The sequence below is a fragment of the Micromonospora sp. NPDC052213 genome (assembly GCF_040679695.1).
In the GTDB taxonomy this organism is placed as follows: Bacteria; Actinomycetota; Actinomycetes; order Mycobacteriales; family Micromonosporaceae; genus Micromonospora.
Genome location: NZ_JBFAVI010000025.1, coordinates 26364 through 50504, shown reverse-complemented (window position 1 = coordinate 50504; position 24141 = coordinate 26364). Strand labels below are relative to the sequence as shown.

15 protein-coding genes are annotated in these 24141 nt (G+C 73.4%); 6 read left to right on the top strand and 9 right to left on the bottom strand.

All coding sequences use genetic code 11. The annotated features are described in order from the left end of the window. Positions 1-101: 101 nt before the first annotated feature. The 3 genes from AB0L34_RS09455 to AB0L34_RS09445 form a co-directional block, all read right to left on the bottom strand. Positions 102-5147, bottom strand: a complete 5046-nt coding sequence (locus AB0L34_RS09455) for a hypothetical protein (RefSeq protein WP_363703375.1) — start codon at positions 5145-5147, stop codon at positions 102-104. Between the two features lie 5 nt (positions 5148-5152). After that, the gene (locus AB0L34_RS09450) at positions 5153-6010 is read right to left on the bottom strand and encodes a DUF4132 domain-containing protein (protein ID WP_363703373.1); all 858 of its coding nucleotides are present in this window, start codon (positions 6008-6010) and stop codon (positions 5153-5155) included. A gap of 619 nt (positions 6011-6629) precedes the next feature. Then, a complete protein-coding gene (locus AB0L34_RS09445; protein WP_363703395.1) occupies positions 6630-7421 on the bottom strand; it encodes an NAD-dependent deacylase in 792 nt (263 codons plus the stop codon). Positions 7422-7565: 144 nt separating this feature from the next. Between AB0L34_RS09445 and AB0L34_RS09440 the strand changes: the two genes are divergently transcribed. After that, entirely contained in the window at positions 7566-8591 is a 1026-nt protein-coding gene (locus AB0L34_RS09440; RefSeq protein WP_363703371.1) for a DUF6461 domain-containing protein, read from the top strand. A 35-nt stretch (positions 8592-8626) separates the two neighbouring features. Here AB0L34_RS09440 and AB0L34_RS09435 read toward each other — a convergent pair whose 3' ends face one another. Beyond that, a complete protein-coding gene (locus AB0L34_RS09435; protein WP_363703369.1) occupies positions 8627-9379 on the bottom strand; it encodes a HEAT repeat domain-containing protein in 753 nt (250 codons plus the stop codon). 142 nt (positions 9380-9521) lie between these two features. Further along, positions 9522-11666 (bottom strand): RNA polymerase recycling motor ATPase HelR, encoded by a 2145-nt coding sequence (gene helR / locus AB0L34_RS09430; protein ID WP_363703393.1) that lies wholly within the window; start codon positions 11664-11666, stop codon positions 9522-9524. A 625-nt stretch (positions 11667-12291) separates the two neighbouring features. Here helR and AB0L34_RS09425 point away from each other — a divergent pair. Next, on the top strand, positions 12292-13203 hold the full coding sequence (locus tag AB0L34_RS09425; RefSeq protein ID WP_363703367.1) for a GNAT family N-acetyltransferase: 912 nt from the start codon (positions 12292-12294) through the stop codon (positions 13201-13203). A 226-nt stretch (positions 13204-13429) separates the two neighbouring features. Next, complete coding sequence (locus AB0L34_RS09420) at positions 13430-14263, top strand: DUF4328 domain-containing protein (protein WP_363703365.1); 834 nt, start codon at positions 13430-13432, stop codon at positions 14261-14263. 181 nt (positions 14264-14444) lie between these two features. Here the strand turns inward: AB0L34_RS09420 and AB0L34_RS09415 are convergent, their stop codons facing one another. Then, the gene (locus AB0L34_RS09415) at positions 14445-15221 is read right to left on the bottom strand and encodes an alpha/beta fold hydrolase (RefSeq protein WP_363703363.1); all 777 of its coding nucleotides are present in this window, start codon (positions 15219-15221) and stop codon (positions 14445-14447) included. A 57-nt stretch (positions 15222-15278) separates the two neighbouring features. On the opposite strand from AB0L34_RS09415, the gene AB0L34_RS09410 reads away from it, so the two are divergent. Continuing rightward, positions 15279-18329 carry a BTAD domain-containing putative transcriptional regulator gene (locus AB0L34_RS09410; protein ID WP_363703361.1) on the top strand — a complete coding sequence of 1017 codons (3051 nt, stop codon included), beginning with the start codon at positions 15279-15281 and terminating at the stop codon, positions 18327-18329. On the opposite strand, the gene AB0L34_RS09405 is transcribed toward AB0L34_RS09410, so the two are convergent. Next, positions 18326-18877: a dihydrofolate reductase family protein gene (locus tag AB0L34_RS09405; protein WP_357461224.1), complete on the bottom strand. Its 552-nt coding sequence runs from the start codon at positions 18875-18877 to the stop codon at positions 18326-18328. The genes AB0L34_RS09410 and AB0L34_RS09405 overlap by 4 nt on opposite strands. 153 nt (positions 18878-19030) lie before the next feature. Beyond that, positions 19031-19363, bottom strand: coding sequence for a putative quinol monooxygenase (locus AB0L34_RS09400; protein ID WP_363703359.1), 333 nt, complete (start codon positions 19361-19363; stop codon positions 19031-19033). 113 nt (positions 19364-19476) lie between these two features. On the opposite strand from AB0L34_RS09400, the gene AB0L34_RS09395 reads away from it, so the two are divergent. Both AB0L34_RS09395 and AB0L34_RS09390 read left to right on the top strand, forming a co-directional pair. Beyond that, positions 19477-19938: a hypothetical protein gene (locus AB0L34_RS09395; RefSeq protein ID WP_363703357.1), complete on the top strand. Its 462-nt coding sequence runs from the start codon at positions 19477-19479 to the stop codon at positions 19936-19938. Positions 19939-20081: 143 nt separating this feature from the next. Continuing rightward, positions 20082-22793 (top strand): M48 family metalloprotease, encoded by a 2712-nt coding sequence (locus AB0L34_RS09390; protein ID WP_363703355.1) that lies wholly within the window; start codon positions 20082-20084, stop codon positions 22791-22793. 160 nt (positions 22794-22953) lie between these two features. Here AB0L34_RS09390 and AB0L34_RS09385 read toward each other — a convergent pair whose 3' ends face one another. After that, positions 22954-24060: a DUF418 domain-containing protein gene (locus AB0L34_RS09385; protein WP_363703353.1), complete on the bottom strand. Its 1107-nt coding sequence runs from the start codon at positions 24058-24060 to the stop codon at positions 22954-22956. Between the last annotated feature and the right edge of the window lie 81 nt (positions 24061-24141).

The following is a 24141-nucleotide window of genomic DNA, read 5'->3' as shown; positions in this document are numbered from 1 at the left end:
CTCTCTGGTTCGGATGGGGTGTGCGGGACAGGGGTCGGCGGCGGGGTGGTGCCGCGACGGCCTGGTCGGTCGTCGCGGCCACCACCGCCCTCCGGGTCGGGTCAGCGGCGGGTGCCGCGGGTGGGCAGGTTGTCGAACCGGGGCCGGTCGCCGTCGCGGAGGCGTTGCCAGGCCCGCCGGTAGAGGTCGGCGGCCGGTTCGAACGGCACGGTCACGCCGAGACCGGCCGTACCGTCGGGCGCGAGGTCGAACAGGGCGACCTTCCAGCCCTCGATCGGTGCCTGCCCGCTGCCGCGCTCCAGCCACGGCCCGGGCAGGAACAGCGACCGGCCGGCCCGGGACCGGCTGGCCTCGATGACCAGGTCGGTGCCGGCCAGTTCGGCGCGGGCCGCCTTCAGCCGGCTCGGCTTCCAACCGGTCCACTTCGCCGTGTTGCGGTCGGTCGGGTCCGGCATGGCCAGCAGCATCAGGTACACCGCCGCCGCGTCGGCGCCCAGGCCGTGTTCCCCGGCCGCCTCCGCGACCAGTTCGGGCACCGACCGGGTCGGATCCTGCGGCCACCAGGCCCCGTCCGCCGCGCGCGCGCCGCCGTCCGGCTCCCCCGGACCGCCGAGCAGCGCCGCGAACCGCGGGTCACGGACCAGGCGCAGCGCCACCTCCATCGGGTACGGCTTGGCCGCGTCCCGCCGCAGCGCCGGAAGGTACGGGTCCGTCCCGTCGGCGTCGAGCAGGTCCGGCCGCAACGCGGGCGACGGTTGGCTGTCGTAGGTGGACAGGACGATGGCGCCGTACCGTTCCCAGCCAGGACCGGTCTCCGACGGGGTGCCGGCCACCTGTTGGAAGTCGGGCAGGGAGACGTACTGGTCGAGGTCGAGCAGCAGGTCGGGGTTGGCCAGCCGGTCCCGGATCGCGGCCAGCGCGGCCGGCAGCGCGGCCCGGCACGGGTCGCCGGCCGGCGTGTGGTGGGCGACCCATGCTGCCAGGGCGATCGTGGAGCGCAGCACCTCACCGGTGAAGCCCGCTGCCCGGCCGTCGACCTGCCGGGCCCGGTCGCCCTTGATCTGGAAGGCCAGGTCGGTGCTCAGCTCGACCGAACGGGCCGGGTCGACCAGCGCCGGCAACGCCTTCGCGGGTCCCCAGCCGTGTCGGATCGCGCGCACCGCTTCGGCGAGCAACTGTTCGGGCACCACCACCCGGCGTCCCACGGCGGCGTTCCAGGCCGCCGCGGCCGCAGCCACGTCCGGGCCGTCGGCCCACAGCCGAGCCGGGTCGTCCGGCAGCAGCGCCGAGACCACGGCCCGCCGGACCTCCGGGCTGGCCTCGTCCAGCACCCCGAAAGCCAGCTTGACCTCGCCGACCTGCTTGACCCCGAGCGCCTTGCGCAGCTCGGTCGGCACGGTGTTCGACGAGTCCACGTACGGCAGGCCGGCCAGCACCAGCTTCGCGGCGGTGGGGGTGACACCCGTCAGCTCGGCGAACCGCTCGGCTGCTTCCGGCCGCCAGGGCAGTGGGCCGCGCGCGGCCCACTCGGTGAGGAAACCGGCCAGCCAGCCGGCCGGCCGTTCGTCACCGACCGGCGCCGAGAACATCACGGTGTACGGCTCGGGCACGGCGAACACGCCGGCCGGGTCGTGGTACAGCGCGTCGAGGCGGTAGCCGGTGGTCGTGCCGTGGTAGTTGAGGACGGCGATGAACGCCCCGTCGGGCAGCGGCAGGATGCCCGGCCGGGGGGAACGGCGCGTGCCGTCCGGATTGTTCAGGTCGTCGTCCAACAGGTGCAGCCTGAACCGGCGCCACCGGGTCGGCTCGGCCACCGTGCTCAGGTCGAGCCGGTCCAGCTCCGTGAGCAGGGCGCGCAGCGTCTCCCGGTGTTCGTCCGGGGTGACCGCGGCGACGGCCCGATAGGCGACGGCTGCGACACCGCCGAGCAGGGACCACCAGTCCAGAGCGGCCGGCAGCGACGGTCCGTCGAGGTGCAGCCGTACGGCGGGTTCGCTCCCGGTGGTGGCGGACCGCTGGGCGGCGAACGCCTGGAGCTGGGTGAAGGCGTGGGTCGAGCGGGCCCCCCCGTAGGTTGAGCCACGCAGACCGTCCAGCGCCATGTTGAGCTGCTCGTCGGTGGGTCCGGCCGCGGTGGCCACCGGCGCCACCGTCTTCGGCGCGGACAACGACCTGGTGAGCCGCTCGGTCACCGCGTCCAGGTCGGTACGCACCCGGGCGGCCAGCCGCAGCACCCCGGCCACCCCGGCCAGCACCGCGTCGTGGCTGACCGCCGGCAACGTCGAGCGGATCAGCTCGACCAGCGCGTCCTTGTCGTCCGCGTCGGCGGTGGACGGTCCGGTGCTGGAGGTGCCGGCCGGTGTGCCGACCATGGACGCCGGGACGGCGACGGGAAGGCCGGTGACGGCCTGCGTGGCAGCGGTCAACCGGGGTCCGGTCGCCGCCCGGGCCGCGGCCCGCGCGGCCTCCTCGGCCAGGGCGGCGCGGCGTTCGTCGAGGGCGACCTTGAACAGCACGGCGGCGGTGTCCCGGTCCACCCGGCGCAGGGCGGTGGAGCCGGCCGGGTCCCGGGGCAGCATGGTGCCGAGGAAGTTCTGTCCCGGCGGCGGGACCGCGTCGGGGGCGTAGCCCCCGCTGCCGGCGGCCGACACCACCCCGTCCGGGTCGACCAGGACGAAACCCTCGAGGACGGCCCGCGGCCGGTCGTCGCCGGGCAGCACCAGCGCCGCGACCGGTTCCTGTCCCGAGGCCACGGTGACGGTACGACCGGCCAGGTCCTCGCCGCGTACCGAGCCGTCCGGCAGGGTGACCACCCGCCAGCCGAGCAGACCGTCCACCGGAACGGCGGCCGGGGTGGCCCGGTCGGACAGGGCCGGCCGCAGCCAGCTCGCAGACTCCTGGAGGTGGCTTCCCTCGACCGGGAGGTCGGCCAGGAACCGGGGCAGGCTGCGCCGGCCGTGGGTGTTGCCGGCCGGGTCGTACTCGCGCCAGCCGTAGGTGGCGTCATCCTCCCCCCGGCGGTAGACCCAGTGTGAGGTGCCGTCGGTGATGACCGGCAGCTCCGACGGGACAACGGTGTCACCGGCGTGCAGCACGCCGCCGCCGGTGGTCCGCCCGCCGCCGGGCAGCGGCAGGGTGATCTCGTTCCCGCGCGGCTGGCTGCCGTGGCGACGGCCATTGATGGGCTGCGGCTCGCCGGGCGACGAGTGCCAGTAGCCGCGCAGATCGTAGCCGAGCGCCTCGGAACGCCAGTAGACCAGCAGTTGGCCGTCGACGTAGTGGTAGCCGGGCTGGCCCCACATGTCGCCGGCGGGGATGCGCAGGTCGTGGCGGAGCACGATGCCCTCGGCGCCGAGCACGCGCACCGTCGTCGGCCCGCCCAGGATCACGTACGGCCAGGCTTCCTGCCGGGTCACCTCGACCTTGCGGTCTCCACCGGTCACCTCCTGCCAGGCCAGCTCCCAGTCCGGCCAGCCCAACTCGTCGATGATCCCGCCGCGCAGGCTGCGGGCGACGTGTTCGGCGAGGTCGACGTCGAGGGCCTGCCTGAGGCCGCCGCCCTGACCGGGGTCACCGGACCGGTCGAGGTCGTCGGACACCAGGCGCAGCGCCTCGACCGGGAGCCTGCCCAACCAGTCCACCGACTTCGGCAGGTACGGCAGTCCGGTGGCGAACCCGTCGCGGATCCGGGCCCGCAGCCACTCGGTCAGCGACGGCCGGATGCCCGGCGTCCCGGCCAGCCGGCGCAGGGCGGCCTGCTGGTCGTCGACCTGGTCGAGGCCGCGGCGCAGGGCCCGGGCGAACCGGTCGTCGCCGGCCACGGCGAGCAGGTCCCGCTCTCCCCCGACCCTGACCCAGTGCGCCAGGTCCAGGGCTTCGCGCTCCTTCGGCGGGGCCACCGGCAGGTCGAGGGCGAGCAGCAGGTCGAGCAGGTCCAGGTCGCCGTCGGCGGCGAGCATCTCGCCGCTGTCGGTCAGTTCGGCGCGCAGCCGGTCGGCCATCCGCTCGACGAGCGGGTACAGCTCCGGCACCCGTCGGCGGTGGTAGCCGGATTCGGCCCGGCTCACGAAGCGGCGCAGCCAGCCGACGGAGCCGTCCTGCGGGCGGGCCGTGTCCGGCACGTCCGGTTCAAACAGTCCGGCGAGCGCACCGGTGTCGGTCAGCAGGGCCAGCCACGTGACCAGGTTGTCCCGATCGGTGGGCATCAGGTCGAGCAGGCTGCCGCGGATCGCCGGGTCGCGGCCGGCCAGCGTCGTCACCGCCGGCAGGTGCGCCTTCCACCAGCCGGCCGGCGCCTCGGCGGCCACCGGCAGCCGGAGCAGCTCGGTCAGGTAGGCCGCCTCGCGGTCGGCGACGGCGGCGCTGGCCTTGCCAGCGGCCTTGGTGGCGGCCCGGACCAGCCGGTTCACCGCGGTTGCCGACTGCGCGGACGGAACCACGCCGGCAGCCGCGGCCCGCAGCGCCAGCCGGCAGAACCGGTCCAGCGCCTCGTCGGCCGGCAACTGGGCGGACAGCTCCTTCGCGTAGCCGGCCAATGCGGTCGCGGACACCACCTTGGCCGACGCGAACTCCAGGTAGACCTCGTCCAGCCGGTTCAGGTCGACCGGCAGGCCGTGCTGCGCCTCTGCCTTGCGCGCCTTGTTGAACAGCTGCGTCGCGTAGGTGTCCTGCCCGGCGGCCAGGAACACCCGCGCCGCCTGCTCGAAGAACGTCGGCAGGAAGTGCGGCAGCGTACGGGCGAACCGGTCGGCGACGGTCTGGTGCCCGTCCAGGGCGGCCTTCGGCCGCGACCGTACCTGCTTGGCCAGCTTCTGCAACTCCGGCACCACCGCCAACGCGTGCCGGCCGTCCGCCGCGTGGTGCACCAGCACCCACTCCGGGAAGGCCAACGGGCGGCGCGGGCCCAGCCCGACGACGGCCGGCTCGGCACCCGGTGTCAGGCCGAGGAACCCGACAGCGATGTCCTCGCCCTCGCCGAGGGCCGCGTCGACCAGGCGGACCACCGGCCGGTCGTCGAGTGCCGGGTGCCGGTAGGTGCGGGCGGTGAGGGGCACCGCCCGGTCGCCTGCCCCGGCGGTGTCGATCGGCAGCACCGCGCCGGCGGTGAGCAGGCTCTCGGCCGATTCCTCGCCCGACATGGTCGTCATCCCGGTCACGCCTTCTTCCCCGTTCCGGTCACGGCGCCGGACAGGGCCGTCGCCATCCGCATTCCTTCCGACCAGGCCACCGGCCCGACCTCGGTCAACCGCAGCGTCGGTCCGTCCACGACCGACCAGGAGAGGTTGCCCAGAGTCGCCTCGGAGTCCCAGTAGTCCTCGTCGAACCACATGGCAGCCTCGACCGTGCGTCCGGCCTCCCAGACCCGGCACTTGACCTGCGAGCCGGAGACCCGGAAGCCGAGCGTGGCGGCCCGGGCGGCCAGTCGGTTGGGGACCTTGGTGCCGCGGAAGTCGGTGATCGTGGTGTCACGGTCCTTCAGGTCGGTCGGCTTGCCCCAGGTGCCCCGGTGCAGTTGCTCGACCCGCTGGGCGATGTCCAGTTCGTCGGCGAACTCCCGCAGGTCTGCCAGGTCGGGCAGGCGCACCGGGTGGGGCAGCGTGGCGCTGGCCGGCGAGAGCCGGACGGTCTCCCCGTCGAGGTTGACCACGCGCAGGTCGCCGGTGTCGGTGACGTCCCGCAGGAAGCCCGGCTCGGTCGGGTCGTCCCCGAGCACCACGAGGTCGCGCAGCGCGTCCCGCCAGGCCGGGTCCGGCCAGACCCGGGCCAGCAGCCCGGTCGGCACCGGCAGCGAGGACACCACCCAGGCGTCGACCCGGGTCAGACATTCCGCGGTGTGCCGGTCCAGCCACTGGGCGAGCTGGCGCAACCGGTCCACCTCGGGGGTGTCCCGCAGCACCTTCGGCAGAGTCTTCAGTGGACGGCCGGTGGCTCGCGGGCCTGTGGCCCGCGCCGTCACCTTTCCGTCCAGGAGAGAGATCTCGTACGAGTCTCCCACCGGTAGCCAGCCCATCAGGAATACCCTCCGCAGTGGCAATTAGCCAGATTTCGTGAGGAATCGACCACGAATGACAACGCAGGGCACGCTAACAGTAGTGACCGACACGACATCGGCCCGGCGGCGGGGTGACGGGGCCGGGGCCGGGCGGGGCGACCAAGACGAACTCGCGGGAGTCGCAGGTCCGGCCAGTCCGAGGGCACTGTGAAGGGTCAGGCGCGGCCCGAACGGGAGGCGGGTTTGTGACCTAGGTCACGACATGGCGTCCGTGGCCGGGTGGCCCGGGTCCCGCCCGGCGAGGGCGGCGACCGTTGATCGAACCGTGCCGAATTGTCAGGTGAGCCGAGGCGGTCGAGGCGGTCCGGCATGCTCGGTTTACCGGCAGGCCGCTCCTCAACGCGGCGATCCGGGAAGATCCGCTCACCGACCACGTGAGAGACCGTCCGTACGCTGATCCGTTCTGACACCGAGAACAGAGACCGGGCGGTCACCGGCTGGACGCCCGCCCGGACCGCCGGCCTGCGGCAGCCGGACCCGCACACCGCCGCCGGCCAGTGGAAGTGTGCGAGACACGGCGGTCGCGAGGTGTGACACCGGCGCTTGTGACTGCGGAGGGTGAGCCGGCCCGCCGCCGCTATTCCTCGTCGGTCTCCGCCCAGGCGGCCGCGACCAGGGCCGGGAGGACGTGTGCGGCGGTGCCGCGCAGGTTGATGGCGCAGACCCGGTCGAGTGGGGTCGGCTCCGGGTTGACCTGAATCACGGCAGCGCCCGAGCGTGCCGCGACCCGGGGGATCTCGGCCGCCGGGTGGACGACACCGGAGGTGCCGACCGTCAGCAGCACGTCGCAGGCAACGGCCGCTTCGACCGCCGCGGTCAACGCCGCCTCGGGCAGTGGCTCACCGAACCACACCACTCCCGGGCGGACGAGCGCTGCGCAGGACGCGCACCGCGGCGGTGGAATCCGGCGACCTCCGTGCGGCTGCGCGGGCTCGCCGTCCGATGTGCCCTCGAAGGTCGCCGGATGGGCGGCCGCCGCGATGCAGCGGGGTGCGAACAGGCTGCCGTGCAGATGGATCGGCGCCGGGGTCCCGGCCCGTTCGTGCAGGTCATCGACATTCTGGGTGATGACGGTGCTGTCGAGGACCCGGGTCTGGATGGTGGCGATCGCCAGATGACCGGGGTTGGGCTCGGCTCGGGACACCCGCGCGCGCCGCCACTCGTACCAGCCCCAGACCAGGTCTGGATCGGCATGGAACGCCTCCGCGGTAGCGAGCCGCTGAGCGTCGAAGCGCGCCCACAGGCCGGTGAGACCGTCACGAAAGGTGGGCACACCGCTCTCGGCGGAGATACCGGCGCCGGTGAGGACGACGACACGGCGGGCGCTGCCGAGGAGTTGGGCAGCTCGACGGAGCAGAACACCTTCCATATGTGGAGATCCTGCCACCACGCCACGGCGGCCGGCGCGCAACCGCCTCGCGGCGGATGGCCGCATCGGGCGGACCGCAGGTCCGACACGACCCGACCGTCCACCGGTCTGCGCTCGGCGCCACCGAGCGTTAGTCTGCCCGTCGTGTCCGACGACGTGGTCGCGTACTACCGTCAGTTCCTCGACGAGCGCTCCTGGTACGCCGAAGGGTTGAGCTGGACGGTGATCCAGCCGGCGAGCGAGCCGGTCACGGAGGACGTCGTCCTGCGACGGCTGCGCGGCCGGCGAGTCGACCTCACCGAGATCCACTTCCCGCACGTCAACGACTTCCGGCCCGGGATGCCCGACGAGTCGAAGGTGGCCTACCTGACCCAGGTCGGCCCGGCCGTGGTGATGCTCCAGCCCAACGGCTTCGAGGGCGCCCGGCGGGAGGTGCTGCGCTGGCTCAGCGACGGTGCCCGCGTGCACAACATCGACTGGACGATCAACGGCAACGGCGGCATCAGCTACGCCGTCTACGGCAAGGTCCTGGCGTGGGTGGACAAGAACGCCCCCGGTCGGCGTCACGGTGAGCAGCCGGACGTTCTCGACCACGACCTGGACGGACTGCGCGAAGCCCGCCGCCGGTGGGACGCCGGCGACCTGGCGGGTGCCGACTTCGACGCCGAGGCGATGGCGCTCGTCGAGCGGCGCACCGGCGTCCGGCTCGACGTCGGCTGGGTCGACGGCTTCGAGGAGCCCGGCCAGGCCGTGATGATCGGCGACATCCCACGGGACCCGAGGCCGCCGGGCCGGTTCGGGCACGAGGACCCCGACCTGGACGCCCGGCTGCGGAGTGCGGCGGAGCCGACGCGCCGCGCCGCCCTCACGTTGGTCGCGCGGGCACTCGCCGATCGGTTCACCTTCAGCGACCCCGAGGCAGTGGCATCGACGGTGGATTCGGTCGAGCGAGGGGTGCCACTCGCCCCGGAGATGCGTACGCGGATGTTCCGCTCGCGGGCTACTGGCGACGGTGTGGCCCCCTCGGCCGTCCACGGGCTCTACGCCGCAACCGCCCTGCCGGGCCGGCACGCGGACGAACCGCTCGACCTGCTCAACGCGGCCACGTACGCGATTCCCGACGAATGGCCCCGCCTGCGCCAGGCGATCGACGGGCTGCTGCACGGCTGACCGTTCGAGAGTGCCGGCCGAGTCGACGGTGTCGATCAGTTGTCCGGATCCGACGCTGTTGAATCGCTGAGCTGTAACCGCTCGCGTAGCCGCCGCGCTTCCCGGCCGCGGTACGCCCGCAGGACGCCTTCCAGCGTGTCGCGTACGTGCGGATCGGGATGATCGGCCAGGTATGCCAACTCCTCCGCACCGCCGCGCCGGCCGCGGCCCAGCTCGCAGAGCACATCGATGATCTCGTCGGCGCTGCTTGCCGCCCGCAACCGCATCATCAGCTCAGCCTTCGGCTTCGGTGGCTCGTCGTGGGGGAACCGGCGGCGCAGCTTGTCCACCTTGTACCCTCCGCGTGGCAGGCAGGATGGGCACGGGCAGGGGCGCCGACCGTGAGCTGCCGGCAGGTACCGCCAACCGACTCCTTGCGGGACGTCACGGATCCGTCGTATCTCGGCGCTCGTGATCGCGCGAGGCACGAACACCTCGTAGCCGCGCGGATCGTCGAGTTCGCGCAGCGCCGCGACCGCCTGGGCGGCGGTAGCCTCGCGCGGTGGGGCGCCGTAGTGCCCGACGGTCACCGGCTCGTCGTCGGGCAGCCGCAGATGCACCCCTACCAGCACCCCCGAGTGCCACCGCCGCAGCTCACGAACCCACTGGTGGGTGAGCGTGTACGACGGCAGCACCGGCATGCAGTACACGCCCCGTCCGCCGGACCGCCCGTGGCTGCGTGCGGCGATTCCCGAGCGCTCGATGCGTCGAGCCGACCGCCTCACGGTGATGTGCACGAACTCCGCCATTGTTGGGGATGGTAGCCGGCCGGCGGGTGGCGACGGCCACGAGTTTTCGGGCGTCCTACGCGATCGGGGCGACCGACAACGTACTCGTCTCGGGTAAGGATCCGCACCGCCCGCGCCCGCTCGGCGGTATGCGGTGGGAAGATCAGGGGCTGGTGAGGATGACGAGTTGCTGGGTGGCTCGGGTCATCGCGACATAGCGGTCGACCGCTCCTTCGATGCCCTCGCCGAACGCCTCCGGGTCGATGAGGACCACCAGGTCGAACTCGAGCCCCTTCGACAGCTCCGGGGTCAGCGACCGGACGCGGGACGTCGCCCGGTACGTGGGATCGCCGATGACGCAGGCGATCCCCTCGGCGTGCGCGGCGAGCCAGGTGGCGAGGACCGAGTCCAGATCCGCAGCGGATCCGTGTACGACGGGGACGCCGCTGCCGCGGACGGAGGTCGGCACGTTGGCGTCCGGGAGCGCGGCCCGGATGACCGGCTCGGCTTCCGCCATGACCTCTTCCGGCGTCCGGTAGTTGATGGTCAGGGAGGCCAGGTTGGTCCGGTCGAGCCCGATCCGCTCGAGCCGGTCCTGCCAGGACTCGGTGAATCCGTGCCGGGCCTGGGCGCGGTCCCCGACGATGGTGAAGCTGCGCGACGGGCAGCGCAGCAGCAGCATCCGCCACTCGGCGTCGGTCAGTTCCTGGGCCTCGTCGACGACGATGTGCGCGAACGGGCCGGCGAGCGGGTCCCGATCAGCTTCGGGCAGTCCGGTCCCGTCGATCAGGGCGTCCCGCAGGTCCTGCTGGTGCAGCATCGTCATCAGGCCTTCGCCGTCGTCGTACGCGGCGGATGCGATCAGGTCGTCGACGACCCTGGCCATGTGCTCGCGCTGGGCGGCGACGGCGGTGTCGCGCCGATGCCGGCGTCGGGACGCCTCCGGGTCGCCGAGCCGCTGCCGCGCCGCGTCCAGGAGCGGCAGGTCGGACACCGTCCAGGCCCGCGCGTCGCCGCGTTGCAGCTTCCGTACGTCGTCGGGGCCGAGCCAGGGAGCGCACTTGCGCAGGTAGGCGGGGACCGACCACAGGTCCGCGACGAGGTCGGCCGGGTCGAGCAGCGGCCAGGCGCGGTGGAAGGTCGTGAGCAGCTCCCTGTTCCGCAGCAGCGACCTGCGGACCACGTCATCCGGCTCGTCGCCGTCGTACTTGTCCAGCAGGACGGTGAGCAACTCCGCCCAGATCTCGTCACGTGCCTCGTTGTGTGGGGTACCGGGCCCCGGCGCCTCGAACGCCTCGGCCCAGTCGTCGGCGCTCAGCCAGATGTCGCACTCGTCGGTCGTGACCGTCATCCCCTTGTCCGGCGGCTCCTCGTAGAACCTGACGGCCGCCTCGATCGCCTTCACCAGGTCCGCGGACGACTTCAGCCGGGCCACGTCCGGGTCGGTCTCGACGGTTGCCGCGGCACCCTCGGGGACGAGGTCCCGCAGGGTACAGGTCTGTACGTCCTCCTCACCGAGGCTGGGAAGGACGTCGGCGACGTAGGCCAGGTAGGGCTCGTGCGGACCGACGAACAGCACGCCGCCCCGGCGGTGACCGAGGCGAGGGTCGGCGTAGAGGAGGTAGGCGGTGCGGTGCAGGGCGACGACGGTCTTCCCCGTGCCCGGACCACCGTCGACGACGAGCGCGCCGCTAGACCCCGCGCGGATGATGGCGTCCTGGTCGGCCTGGATGGTGCCGAGCACGTCGCGCATCCGGGACGACCGGGTGCCGCCCAGGCTGGCGATGAAGGCGGACTGGTCGTCGAGCGCGGCGTGCCCGTCAAGCCCGTCCGAGGTGAACACCTCGTCCCAGTAGTCGCTGATCCGGCCACGGGTCCAGCGATACCTGCGGCGGCTTGCCAGGCCCATCGGGTTGGCATGGGTCGCCCCGAAGAACGGCTCCGCCGCCGGGGAACGCCAGTCGAGCAGCAGCCGGCGACCCGCGCCGTCCGTGAGGCCGAATCGTCCGACGTACACGGGCTCGGAGTTGTCCGGGCCGACCATGCGTCCGAGGCACAGGTCCAGACCGAAGCGACGCAGGGCGCGTAGGCGAGCGGTCAGCCGGTAGACCTCCTCGTCCCGGTCCATCGCCCGCCGGCCCATCCCGCCGGGCGCCTTGCGCGCGGCATCGAGGCGGCCGGACAGGTCGGCGATCGACTGCTCGAGGCTCTCCGCGATGGCCGCGAAATGCTGCTCGTCGGCGGCGATCAGCTTCGGATCGGCCTTGGCAGAGAGGTTGTCGGGAAGATCAAACGCGCTGGTGGTCAGCGGGTTCACGGCATAGCTCCGATCTGAGGCCGCTTGCAACGATTGCGCGGCAGGGCGTCTGAAGCGGCGTGACGAACCTGGGGGCCGTGACGAGCAACGCTCCGCCGGACGCGGATCCCGTGGCGTTGTCGGTTCAGGTCGCCAGAGTTCGCAGGTTTCATGTTCCGGGTCCCGCTCGGCGATCCCGCGTGCTTCACGCGGGCGGCGGCGTCCCGCTCGTCAGCTCGCGCGCCGACTGGCCGACCGGCACCAACCGCATTCCGCGAATCTCCCATTTCCGTAAGTTCTGGCCTCGGCCGGCAATTCTGCGGCACGACCCGGGTCTTGCCACAAGCCCCCGGGTGCGATATACGTTGGGAGTGGCAGGGAGTGGATATTCCCTGCCTGGATGCCCCTGTGGACGGACCAGCCCTTCGTGAAGCGACGGCGCGCCGCGCTGTGGCCCGGTCAGCAGGCTGATGCAGGCGCGGTTGTCGATGTGTAGGCGGTGGCCGCCGGCGGCGTGTTCGACCGGCACCAGCACGCCGAGACCCGGGCCGGTGCCGCCCATGTCGCCCCACAGCCACGGTCTCGACGGCGCGGAATCCAGGTGCCGCTGGGGCGTGGCGGCGGATAGCTTACGCAAATGAGCGCAATCCCGATCACCGGACCGCACCTACAGTTCCACACCGATCCAGGTGAGTTTCTTGCCGCGGCCGACGACCACCTGGCCGCCGACCCGGTGGTCAGCACGGTCGTGACCACCGTTGCGCACCGACTGTTGTCGCAGCGCGCCGCCGGGATCGCGCAGCCCGACCGCAATTGGTGGCTGGTGGTCAGGGACGAGTCCGGCGCCGTGGTCGGTGCCGGGATGCGGACGGCGCCGTTCGCACCCTATCCGCCGTTCCTGTTGCCGATGCCCGACGAGGCGGCCGTGGCCCTGGCCCACACGTTGCACGAGCGCGGGGAGCAGGTGCTCGCGGTCAACGGTGCCCTTCCTGCCGCTGAGCTGTGCGCCGCCGAGCTGGCCCGACTCGGCGGTGGCCGAGTCCAGGTCAATCTGCACACGCGGCTGCACGAGCTCGGTGAGCTGGTGTGGCCGGCGCGAGTGCCCGGCGGCTTGGAGGTGGCGACCGAGGACGACCTGGAACTGGTCACGGAGTGGTTTGGCGCGTTCATGGGCGACGCCGACGAACAGGCCGGCCGCCGGCGCGGTGCCAGTGCTGACGAAACACCCGACCGTGCGGAGATGCTGCGCCGGCTACAAGGCGGACAGTTCTGGTTCTGGGTCGACGAGACTGGGCAGCGGGTGCACCTCACCGGCGCCAACCCACCGTCGTTCGGGGTCGCGCGCGTGGGCCCGGTGTACACGCCGCCGGCCCAGCGCGGGCGCGGTTGGGCCAGCAACGCGGTCGCTGAGGTTTCCCGGCGGATCCAGGCCGAAGGTGCCCGGGTGTGCCTGTTCACCGACCAGGCGAACCCGACCTCCAACAGGATCTACGCCACCCTCGGCTACCGGCCTGTGGTCGACATGGCCAACCTGGTCATCATTCGCTGACGTCGAACGCATCGCGGTGTGGACCAGCATCCGGTACGCCCCTCCACGCCGCGCGACGCGGGGTCACCGTCCGCCGCATGATCGTCTAGTCTGCGCGCGTCGCCTCTCGCCGCCTTCCTGGACGGTCACCATGCAATGCCAGACCTGTGGGGACGCCACGTCCCCGGCTTTCAACGAGTGCCAGCGCTGCGGCACGCCGCTCGGCCAGCCGGCAGTCACGCCAGGCGTGCCCACGTACCCCGTCCGGAGCCTGGGCACGGCCGCCGCGACAGCGGTCGGCGCGGCCAGCCTGCTCTACCTGCCGAGCGGGCTGTTCCCCGTGCTCGGCGTCCGGATGGCCCGCACGGCCGCCGAGCGGAGTGACCGCGACCTGCTGCTGGGCGCGGCGGTCGCCGAGGGGCTACTCACCCTGGTCTACCTGCTGGCGATCCTGACCGCCGCGGTGCTGGTGATCATCTGGACGTGGCGGGTGCGGACGAACCTGGCGGCATTCCCGGGAGCCCTGCCGACGCTGAGCCCGGCCTGGGCCATCGCCGGTTGGCTGGTCCCGCTCGCCAACGTCGTCGTGCCGGCCCGGGTGGTGGCCAACGTGGCCAGGGACAGCCTCTGGCGGCGGAACACGCCGGTGCTGGTCGGGGTCTGGTGGACGGCCTGGTTGGTGTTCGTCGTCGGGGACCGGGTCCTCGGTCTCCGCGACGAGCAGCGGTACGGCCGGCTGACCGAGTGGCCCCGCAGCGAGACGGAGTTCGCCACGTACGTCCGCTACTACCAGGAGGCGCTCGGCCCTCGGGTGATCCCCACGGTCGCCTGTCTGGTCGCTGGCGCGTCCTTCATCGTGCTGATCCGCCGGATCTCCGTCGCCCAGCAGGACCGGATCGCGAAAGCAGCTCCGCTCTGGCCCGGGTACCCCGGCGGGGTCGTGCCGGGCGCGCCCTACCCGCTGCCCCCGGGTGCGTCGGCGAACCCGGCGGGGTCGATGTCCGGCAGGCCGGCCGCGCCGGGTCCGGCCTCAGCGTCGCCGCCGGCCCCGCCGGCGGCGGGTGACACGATCGGGGCGTGACGGGACTGGTCCAGCCGGCGCAGTCGCTGCCGTCGATCATCCGGCGTCGCCTGCGCGCAGGCCGCGCGGGAGTTGCTCGCCGGCTCGGACCACCCCGCTGGAGCCCGCTGGCCAGTCAGTGGGTGCTCGGCACGGACGCGGCGCTCCCCGACCCCGGCAACGCCACCCGCCGGGGCCGCCGTTACGCGTCGAGGAACTCGTCGATCATCGGGGCCAACCATTCCGCGCGCTGCGGCAGCGTGGTGTGGGTGGTGCCGGGCAGGACCGCCAGCCGGCAGGCCGGCAGGCCCGTCAGGTCACCGACCACCCCGCCGCCGAGCAGCCGGAACATCTCCACCGCGTGCTCGGGCCGGACGATGTCCGAGTCAGCCAGGACCAGCAGCGTCGGCGCGGACAGCGCCCGGATCGCCGAGGGCGGCCACCGGGGCGGGTCCGCGTCCAGTTGCTTGATCTTGCGTACGAGGGTGGGCCAGGCCGCCGGGTCGGGGGCGGTGCGCACGTACTCGTCGTGGAACTCCGAGCCGTGCAGGTGCTCCGGTTCGAGGTGCTGGATGCCGTCGAGCAGCCCCGGATGCAGGCCGGTGGCGTCGATGCTCACCGAGGCCAGCACCAGACGGCCGACGCGGTGCGCGTGATCGGTGCCCAGCCGCAGCGCCACCGCCGCGCCCAGGCTCCACCCGAACACGTCCGCCACGGCGACGTCGAGATGGTCGAGCAGGGCGACGACGTCGACCGCGAAACCGTCGACCGACAGTGGGCCATCGCTGTCCGCCGTACGTGCGTGGGCCCGCAACTCGACCGCGACGACGCGCCGGGTCTTCGCCAGCAGCGGCAGGATCGCGCCGAACGAGGTGCCGATGCCGGACAGGGCGCCGTGCAGCAGCACGAGCGGGCGGCCGGGCCCGTCGCCGTGCGACTCGTAGTACATGGACAGACCGTTCACGGGTGCGTACGCCATGGCGTCACCCTGCGCCGCGCCGCTTACGACCCGCTTACCGCAGGTAGGGTGGCCGGCATGCGTTTCGGCGTCCTCGGGCCGCTCGCCGTCGCCACGGACGCCGGCGCGCCGGTCACGGTGCCGGGCGCCAAGGTGCGGGCGCTGCTGGCCGACCTGCTCGCGCACCGCAACCAGGTGGTCTCCGCCGGCCGGCTCGTCGACGACCTCTGGGGTGACGCCCCGCCCGCCAACGCGGCGGGCGCTCTCCAGGTGCGCGTGTCGCAGCTACGCAAGGCCCTCGACGACGCCGAACCCGGCGCCCGGGACCTGGTCGAGTCCCGCGCGCCCGGGTACGTGCTGCGAACCGACGCGGTGGACGCCGACCGGTTCGTCGCGCTGGCCGCCGAGGACGACGTGGATAGCCTCACCGAGGCGCTGGGATTGTGGCGGGGCGAGCCGTACGCGGACGTGGCGGACGAGGAGTGGGTGCGCGCCGAGGTCACCCGCCTCGCCGAAGCCCGGCTGGTGGTGCACGAGAAGCTGGCGTCGGCGCGGTTGACCCGGGGCGAGCACGCGCTGGTCGCCGCCGACCTGGCCGAGCTGGTCACCCGCCACCCGCTGCGGGAGGGGCTGCGGGCGCTGCACATGCGGGCCCTGTACGCGTCAGGACGGCAGTCCGAGGCCCTGGACAGCTACGCCGACCTGCGCCGCCGGCTCGCCGACGAGCTGGGCCTGGACCCCGGCCCGGACCTGACCGCGCTGCACCGGCGGATCCTCGAGCAGGACACCGCGTTGCGTCCGCCGCCGGCCGCCGCGCGGATCCGCAACAGCATGCCGGCCCGGCTGGACGAGCTGGTCGGCCGCGCCGAGGCGCTCGCCGAGCTGCGCGCCCTCGTGCCGGGACAGCGGCTGGTCACGCTGGTCGGTCCCGGTGGGGTCGGCAAGACCCGGCTGGCCACCGAGGTCGCCCGTGAGCAGGCGTACCCCGACGGGGTGCACCTGGTCGACCTGACCGCGTTGCGCCCCGGTGAGACCGGCGTCGCCGACCTGGTGCTGGCCGCGCTCGACGTCCACGAGATCGCGGGAAGCCGCGTCACCGCCGAGGACCATCTGGTGGCGGCGCTGCGGCATCGGCGGACCCTGCTGATGCTGGACAACTGCGAGCACGTGGTCGAGCCGGCCGCCGCGCTGGTCGCCCGGCTGCTGCGGCAGGCACCGGAGGTGACGGTGCTGGCGACCAGCCGGGAACCGCTCGGCCTCGCCGGTGAGCTGCTGTGGGAGGTGCGGCCACTGCCCGTACCCGCCGAGGAGCCGGACCTCGACGCGGTCCGGCGGTCCGCGGCGGCCCGGCTGTTCGCGGCCCGGGCCGCCGCGCAGCAGCGCGGCTTCCACCTGGACGAACGGACCGCGCCGGCCGTCGCGCAGCTCTGCCGCCGCCTGGACGGCCTGCCGCTCGCGCTGGAGCTGGCCGCGAAGCGGGTACGCGCGTTCGGTCTGGCCGGTGTCGTCGAGCGGCTGGACGACCGGTTCCGGCTGCTCGGTACGACGCAGCGGGACGTCCCCGCCCGGCAGCGCACCCTGACCGCGGTGATCGGCTGGAGCTGGGACCTGCTCACCGACCACGAGCGGACGGTCCTGTCCAGGCTCGCCGTGCACGCGGACGGCTGCCCGGCGGAAGCCGCCGAGGCGGTCTGCGACGCCGACGTCGACGTCCTGTCCGGGCTGGTCGACCGGTCGTTGCTGGTGCTGGACGAGTCCGGTGTGGCGCCGCGCTACCGCCTGCTGGAGTCGGTCGCCGCGTACGCCCTCCAGCGCCTGGACCCCGCCGACCCGGTCCGGGAACGGCACGCCGCGTACTGGACGGGGTGGGCCGAGCGCGCCGACCCGCTGCTGCGCGGCCCCGGCCAGCGCGAGTGGCTGGCCCGCCTGGACGCCGAGACCGGCAACCTGCGTGCGGCCCTCGCCCACGGCGGTGGCCTGCGCCTGGCGAACGCCCTGACCTGGTACTGGTTCCTCCGTGGGCGCCTCACCGAGGCCCACCGGGCCCTGACGCTCGACGGCGACGCCGCGGCGCGCGCCGAGGCGGCCGTGTGGCGGGTCGGGTTCGCGCTGCTGAGGGGTGAGCCGGTCCCGCCCACCGCGGTCGACGCCGCGCTCGCCGGCCACGCCGACGGCCGCGCCACCTGGTTCGTGGCTGCCGCGCTGCTGGCGAACAGCAACCGGACGCGGACCGCCGACCTGCTGGACCGGGCCGTCGCGGCCGGAGACGACCCCTGGGTCGAGGCGGCCGTGTGTCTGACCCGGGCCATGCTCGCCCACGCCGCCAGCGACGTCGCCGCGTTGGAGAACGCCGGCACCCGTGCCGCCACGCGCTTCGCCGAGCTGGGCGACGACTGGGGCCGGCTGCAGGCGACCGACTGGCTGGGCGGGCTGGCCGAGCTGACCGGCGACCACGAGCGGGCCGCCGCCCTGCACCGCCAGGGCCTGCGCTGGGCCGAGGAGCTGGGGCTGTGGCCGCAGGTAGGGTCCAAGTTGTCCTGGCTGGCCTGGCTCGCCGTGCAGACCCGGGACCACAGCGCGGCGCGGGAACTGGCGGAGCGCGCGTACCGGCTGGCGGTCGAGCAGGACTCGCCGTCCGCGCAGGTCTTCGCCGAACTCAGCCTCGGCATCGCCGCCCGCCGCGACGGCAAGCTCGACGTCGCCACCACCCACCTGGAACGCCTGGTCGCGCAGGGCGGAGAGGACGCGCTGTTCCTGCCGATGGTGCTCTCCGAGCTGGCGTACGCCGTCGCGGAGGAGGGCGACGGCGACCGCGCGCTGGCGCTGCACGCCCGGGCGTTCGACGTGTCCGTCGCCATCGACGCGCCGCGCGACGCCTGCGGCGCGTTGGAGGGGCTCGCGTCGGCGGCCCCGACCCCGCAGGTCGGGGCGCGGATCCTCGGGGCCGCACACGCCGCCCGGGTCGCGGCGCAGGCGCCGGTCGCCCCGGCCGAGCAGGACGAGATCGACCGTACGACCGGGCGACTGGTCGCGGCGCTCGGTGCGGACGGATTCGCCGCGGCGTACCGGGCCGGGCACGACCTGGGCCCGGGCGAGGCCCGGGCCCTGGTCCAGCCGCTTCCTGCCTAGGCCGCGGCCGGCGTGTAGGTCGCGATGATCACGCCGCTCTTCATGACCTTCGTGTCGGTGAGGGTCAGCGTGGTCCGCGCGTCGGACAGCGGCGCCGACACCGAGGGGCCACCCACGAGGACCGGGTGGATCCAGAACCGCACCTCGTCCACCAGGCCGGCCTTGACCAGGGCGTCGGTGACCACGCCGTAGCCGTACATCAGGATGTCCTTGCCGTCCTGGGCCTTCAGGGCGGTGACCGCCTCGATCAGGTCCCCCTGCAGCACCTCGCTGTTCTTCCACTCCGGGTCGGTGAGGGTGGTCGAGGCGACGTACTTCTTCACGTTGTTGAAGTAGGCGGCGCCGGTGCTCGGGTCGCTCTCGTCCATGTTCGGCCAGGCCGCCGCGAAGCCGTCGTAGGTGCGCCGGCCCATGAGCAGGGCGTCGGCCGCCTCGGTCTGCGCGCCGGCGAACGCGGCGGCCTCGTCGTCGAAGTACGGCATGGTCCACGCCGGGTCCTCGATGACGCCGTCGAGGGTCAGGTAGGTCGAGTTGATGATCCTGCGCATGTCGGGTTCCTCCTGGTTGTTGCGTGTCCCGTTCGACAGCCAGGACTCTGCCCGAGGCCCCTTACGGTTCGCTTCACGTGCCCTTACGGACCACCTCCCGCCGGCCGCCGCGCATCGGCGACGACCGAGCGGGTGCGCGCTCGCGACCGGTGGTCAGCCGCGGTCGGGAACGGCCATCTCGCCGAGCAGGGACCAGTCGTCCTGCGGGATCGTCACGTTGACGATGCGGGGCGTCTCGGCGAGGTGCGGCGGCAGGGCCTGCTGCGCCGCCCTGAAGTGCTCGGACTGGACGTGCGCCGCGCCGGCGTTCTCGTCGCGGAACGCCTCGACCAGGACGTACTCCGTCGGGTCGTCGACGCTGCGGGACCAGTCGAACCACAGGCATCCCGGCTCACGGCGAGTTGCCTGGGTGAACTCGTCGGCGATCTCGGGCCACCGGTCGGCGTGTTCGGGCAGTACCCGGAACTTGGCGGTAATGAAGATCATTGACGTCTCCCGTCCGTAGGCGTCGTGGTGGAGAGACCGGCGTCGGCCAGGTGCCCTGCCGGAAACCTTACTGTCGGGTTCTCGGGCTGGTGCCGTACCGGCACGATGGCCATGTGACCGAGCCTCAGAACGCCGCCGCCGACCTGGTCGTGGATGCGGCCCGCGCGGTGGTCCGCCGGATCGCCGCCGAGGAACTTCCGATCTTCGACGAGGTCGCCGCCGGCTGGCGACGGCAGATGTCGAAGGGACGGGTGAGCTGGTCCGTCCCACAAGGTGGGGTTGGTTTCGGCATCGACACCACCCTGCTCACCGAACTCGTGCTCCAGGTGGTGGCCGCCGCCGTGGGCGAGGTGCTCGTCCTCGGTGCCACCACCGCCCGAGTCGGCCTGCTGCGTCGCCGCCGCCGTGAGCTGCCCGCCCCGCCCGATGCCCGGCCCGGGCTGGATTCCACACAGGCACGTCGACTGCGGGAGGCCTGCCGCCGGCATGCGGTGGCGCTGGGCCTCGATCCCAACCGGGCGGAGCTGCTCGCCGACGCGGCCGTCGGCGCGATGGTCGATCCACCGGACGAATGACCTGGCCCGGCACCGGCGCAACCCGCGACGGCCGTGGCACGGCTGCGGACGGCATGACCGGCGGCGGCCGTGGTGGCGGCGACGGAGGCCCTGGTGCCGGCTCCCGCGTTCCCCCGGACCGGCTCGCATGGCTCTACGCACTCGTGCTCGCGTCCCTGGTCAGCGTCGGGATCAGCGCCGGTGGCCTCTACTTCATCGCCGACCGCTCGCTGTCCCGACCCTGGGCGGCAGCCGTCGACGTCTGCACACGGGCCCATTCGGGGAGGACAGCGGAACAGACGACTGTCCGCGACCGCTGCATGGCCGGGCAGTTCCGCCGGCGTGGAGTGGTCATGCTCGCCGGGACGGGGATCGCGCTGGGCGGGGCGGCGGCGCTCGTCCTGGTCCAGCCGCTGGCCGACCGGCGTCGGCTTCGCCGCCGACTCACCGTGCCCGGCGCGCAGGAACGCTTCACCGATCTCTGCGATCGGAACCAGCTGGCCGCGCGACACCGGCCGAGACTGGTCGTCGCCGCCCCGCCGGTGCGGCAGGCGTACACCACCGGTGGCGTGCTCGGCAGACCGACGGTGGTGCTCCCGGCGGCCGTCGCGGTGGCCCACGCCGAGCCGGCGCGCTTCGACCCCGTGGTCGAGCACGAACTCGCGCACGTCCTCGCCCGGGACGTCGCCTGGGCGGCGGCTGTCCGCGGCCTGGTATGGCTGCCGGTGCCGGCGGTGCTCGCCGCCGGCCTGCTCGAGGTGGCCTTCTTCGGGCTGAACGCCACCTACCTGACGGCGCTCGGCCGGGCGGCGGCCATCGCGGTGTTGACCGCGCTGCTGGCGGCCGGTCTGCTGCGGCGGCGCGAGCGGGAGGCCGACCGGTACGCTGCCGAGGCCGGCCACGCCGTGCACCTGGCCGCGCTGCTCCGCGCCGGGGCCGGTCGTCCGACGCGACGGCGTCGACTGCTCGCCCGGCATCCCGATCCGGTGGCTCGGGCGGCGGCGCTGGGCCGGCCGGCGGAACCGCCGGGGAGTTGGACGCACGGCCTGGCGGTCGGCGCGGTCGCGATGCTGGCGATGAGCTCCGCCGACGCCCTCGTACGTGACCTCTTCCTGACCGTGCAGGCGACCGTCGGCCCGCCCGTCGCGGTCTGTGTCGGCTCCGTCCTGCTGACCGTCGGACTGCTGCCCACGCTGGTTCGCCGGGCTGCCTCCGGCGCGGGCGGATGGTGGCGGCCGGTTCTCGGCGCGGGCACCGGCTACGCGGTGACGGCGTTCATCGCCATCGCGCTGCCGGTTCCGGGCAGTTCGGGCGTGTCGGCCCGGACGGACCTGCCGGCCGCGATGCTCACCGCCGCGCTGGCGGGATCACTCGCCGCCGCGGTGGCCGGGCTCTGCGTGCTGCTGGCGCGGCTGGTGGTCGCCCTCCGGCCCGGGTCGGTCGGCTGGCGTTCGGCCGCGTACCTGGTCGCGGCGGCCGCCGGTGTCGCGGTGCTCTGGCCGTTGCCGGCGGTGGCGTCCGTGTTGGCCGATGGCGAGGTGGTCCGCGGCTGGCTGGTCTTCGCGCTGCCCCGCACCGGCTGGCCGCTGCTCGCGTTGCTGCTCCCGGTGCTGGTCGGCCTGCTACTCCGCGGTGCCGGAGACGGGCACCGGCGTCCGGAGCGCCGGTGGGACCGGGCGGTCGTGGCTGCGGTCCTGCTTGCCGTGCTGATCGGCGCCGGGTCCGCCGTCTGGTGGACCCAACTGTCCCCGCCGGGCAGTCCGGCCGAGGCGAACCGGCTGGCCCAACAGCGCTGGCTGCTCTGCGCGCTCACCGGCTGGGCGGTCCTGCTGGTACTCGCGGTCCGCCGTCGTACCGGTGTCGGCCGGGCGCTGACCGCAGGCTGGGTGGCCGGCGTGGCGGCGGCGCTGCTGCAGTACCTGCACGCCCTGGTCACCGGACGGGCAGATGGGCTGGGTACCGCCGAGGCGCACCTGCTGGCGCCGTTGGTCTGGCTGGGCTACCTCGTCGCGTTCACCCTTCCGTTCCTGGTGTCCCGGCCGCCCGTCCCCGCGCCGGTCCCGTCATCCTCGGGCAACACCCGGTCGCCCGTACCGGCGGTCGCGCTGCTGACGGCCCTGCTTGCCGCGGTGGTGCTCGGACCGGGGATCCCCGGCACGTATGCCCCGCTTCCGGTGGCGGATCCGACCAGAGCCGCAGCGCCGTCGGCGGGTGCGGTCGTCCCGCCGGCGCCCGACGTCACCGCCGGGTCCGCGCGGCCCGGTCCGGGGCGGCCCGAACCCGGTCGGCTGCTCACCCGTGCGGAGGCCCGCCGGGCGGCCGGTGCGGTTCGGGCGGTGCTGCCGCGGGGCTGGCGGGTCCGCCCCGACCGGGGTGACAGCGGCGGCTCCCGGATAGAGCCGTCGGCCTGCCGGCCACTGGCCGAGGACTCCTACCTGGACCGGCTCGGCGGAGTCGAACGGGTTCGGGAGCGGGCCCGCTACGCGACGGTGCCCGGCCCCGCCGCAACCGCATCGACCGAACTGGTGATCGAGATCAGGTCCCATGCCGTCCCGGTGCCCGCGTCGGTGCTTGCCGAGGCGGACCTGGCGCGCCGGGCCTGCCCCGGCTTCACCGCCCGGGGCGGGGACGGCTCGGCCGTGCGGTTCGCGGTCGACACGCGGCCGCCGCCCGTGCTCGGTGAGCATTCCTGGCGGGTGGACTACCGGCTGTCCGCCGGCAGCGGGCAGACACGGATCACCGGGCGATCAGCTTTCGTGATCGTCCAGGCAGGGCACAACCTGGTGACCGTCTACGCCAGCGCCATATCGGAACCCCTGAACGAGCGGCTGCTCGGTGCGGCGGTCGAGGCCGCCGTGGCGGGACTGACCGGCTGACGGAAGCCCTCCCGGGCGGCGACCAGGCGCGTCCTGGGTTCACCCCGTCAACGCACCGGCCCGCTCGGCGCAATGGACGGACCCCCGAGGAGGTGGTCGCCGCCGTGGGCGCGTCAGGATCGCGGCCGGAGGTCAACTCGTCCTTGCCCGCGTCGGCGCGTCAGGCGCCTGGTCGATCCGACGACGCGGCGACCCGCAGGGGCGGGCGGCGAGCCCAGGTGGCCCACCGCCAGAGCCACTCGATCGGGCCGTTGCGGTATCGGGTCAGCCAGAGGGTGGACCACAGCCATTGGACGACGAGGACAGGGATGGTGATCAGGAGGACCGTCGTCACGGGCCAGTCCTCCGGCCGGCCGCCGACGAGCCTCGCGGCCACCAGCACCAGGATCGTGGCGGTCAGGTAGTTGGTCAGTGCCATCCGACCCAACGGCGCGAAGACGGTCCGCAGGGCCGGGCGGAGCGGCGTCCTGAGCAGGACCAGCAGGACACACACGTAGGCGCCGGCGAGCAACAACCCGCCCAGGGACATCGAGAGGCTGGCGCCGCTGTCCTGGTCACTGGTCAGCGACTTGACCTGCGACCACAGGAACGGCGCGGCGGCTACCGCGAAGACCAGGCCGAGCACGGCCGGCACCGTCGCAGACTGCCCCATTCGGCCGATCACGCCGTACCGGGTGAGGGCTGAGCCCGCCAGAAACAGCCCGGCGATCAGAACGAAGTGACTGTCTCCGATGATCAGCGCGGTGACGATGAGGAGGGTGCCGAGGATCGCCACCGTCCACCGGGGCAGCCAGGTCGAGGGGAGCAGGATCAACAGGCCGACGATGGCGTAGGCGTGCAGGATGTCGCCCTGCCACAGCAGCAGATGCGCCACACCGATCGCGAGCAACAGCAGAAGCCGGCGTAGCAGGAGCAGCCGTGGACGGGCAGCGCGCCCCTCGGCGGAGGCCAGCAGCAGCGAGAACCCGATGCCGAACAGGAACGCGAAGATCGGAAAGAAGCGCTGTTCGACAAGGAGCCCCAGCCACGCGTGCCCGTCGTCCAGGCCTGCCGGCGGTCTCGACTCGACGACGACCCGACCGACGTTGGCTATCGGCTGGACGTTGGCCAGCAGGATGCCACACAGCGCGAAGCCGCGAATCACGTCGAGCGCGGCGATACGTTGTCGGCCTTCGGGGCGCGTCGGTGGGCGCTCGGCTTCGAGCGTCAGGCGGGAGTCGTGATGTGGCATGGGCTCCATCCTGCGGACGCCGCCCGCCGCCGGCATCGGGCCAAAGCACACTCCACACCGTCGACGACCGTACTTTTGACCGGTTCGGTGCTGACGGAGATTTCGTAGTCTGAGCAG

What these genes read in the sequence shown, in the direction of transcription:
- AB0L34_RS09455 (WP_363703375.1), bottom strand. Translation starts at nt 5,147, where the DNA reads ATGACGACCATGTCGGGCGAGGAATCGGCCGAGAGCCTGCTCACCGCC.
- AB0L34_RS09450 (WP_363703373.1), bottom strand. Translation starts at nt 6,010, where the DNA reads ATGGGCTGGCTACCGGTGGGAGACTCGTACGAGATCTCTCTCCTGGAC.
- AB0L34_RS09445 (WP_363703395.1), bottom strand. Translation starts at nt 7,421, where the DNA reads ATGGAAGGTGTTCTGCTCCGTCGAGCTGCCCAACTCCTCGGCAGCGCC.
- AB0L34_RS09435 (WP_363703369.1), bottom strand. Translation starts at nt 9,379, where the DNA reads ATGGCGGAGTTCGTGCACATCACCGTGAGGCGGTCGGCTCGACGCATC.
- AB0L34_RS09425 (WP_363703367.1), top strand. Translation starts at nt 12,292, where the DNA reads ATGAGCGCAATCCCGATCACCGGACCGCACCTACAGTTCCACACCGAT.
- AB0L34_RS09415 (WP_363703363.1), bottom strand. Translation starts at nt 15,221, where the DNA reads ATGGCGTACGCACCCGTGAACGGTCTGTCCATGTACTACGAGTCGCAC.
- AB0L34_RS09410 (WP_363703361.1), top strand. Translation starts at nt 15,279, where the DNA reads ATGCGTTTCGGCGTCCTCGGGCCGCTCGCCGTCGCCACGGACGCCGGC.
- AB0L34_RS09405 (WP_357461224.1), bottom strand. Translation starts at nt 18,877, where the DNA reads ATGCGCAGGATCATCAACTCGACCTACCTGACCCTCGACGGCGTCATC.
- AB0L34_RS09400 (WP_363703359.1), bottom strand. Translation starts at nt 19,363, where the DNA reads ATGATCTTCATTACCGCCAAGTTCCGGGTACTGCCCGAACACGCCGAC.
- AB0L34_RS09385 (WP_363703353.1), bottom strand. Translation starts at nt 24,060, where the DNA reads ATGCCGGCGGCGGGCGGCGTCCGCAGGATGGAGCCCATGCCACATCAC.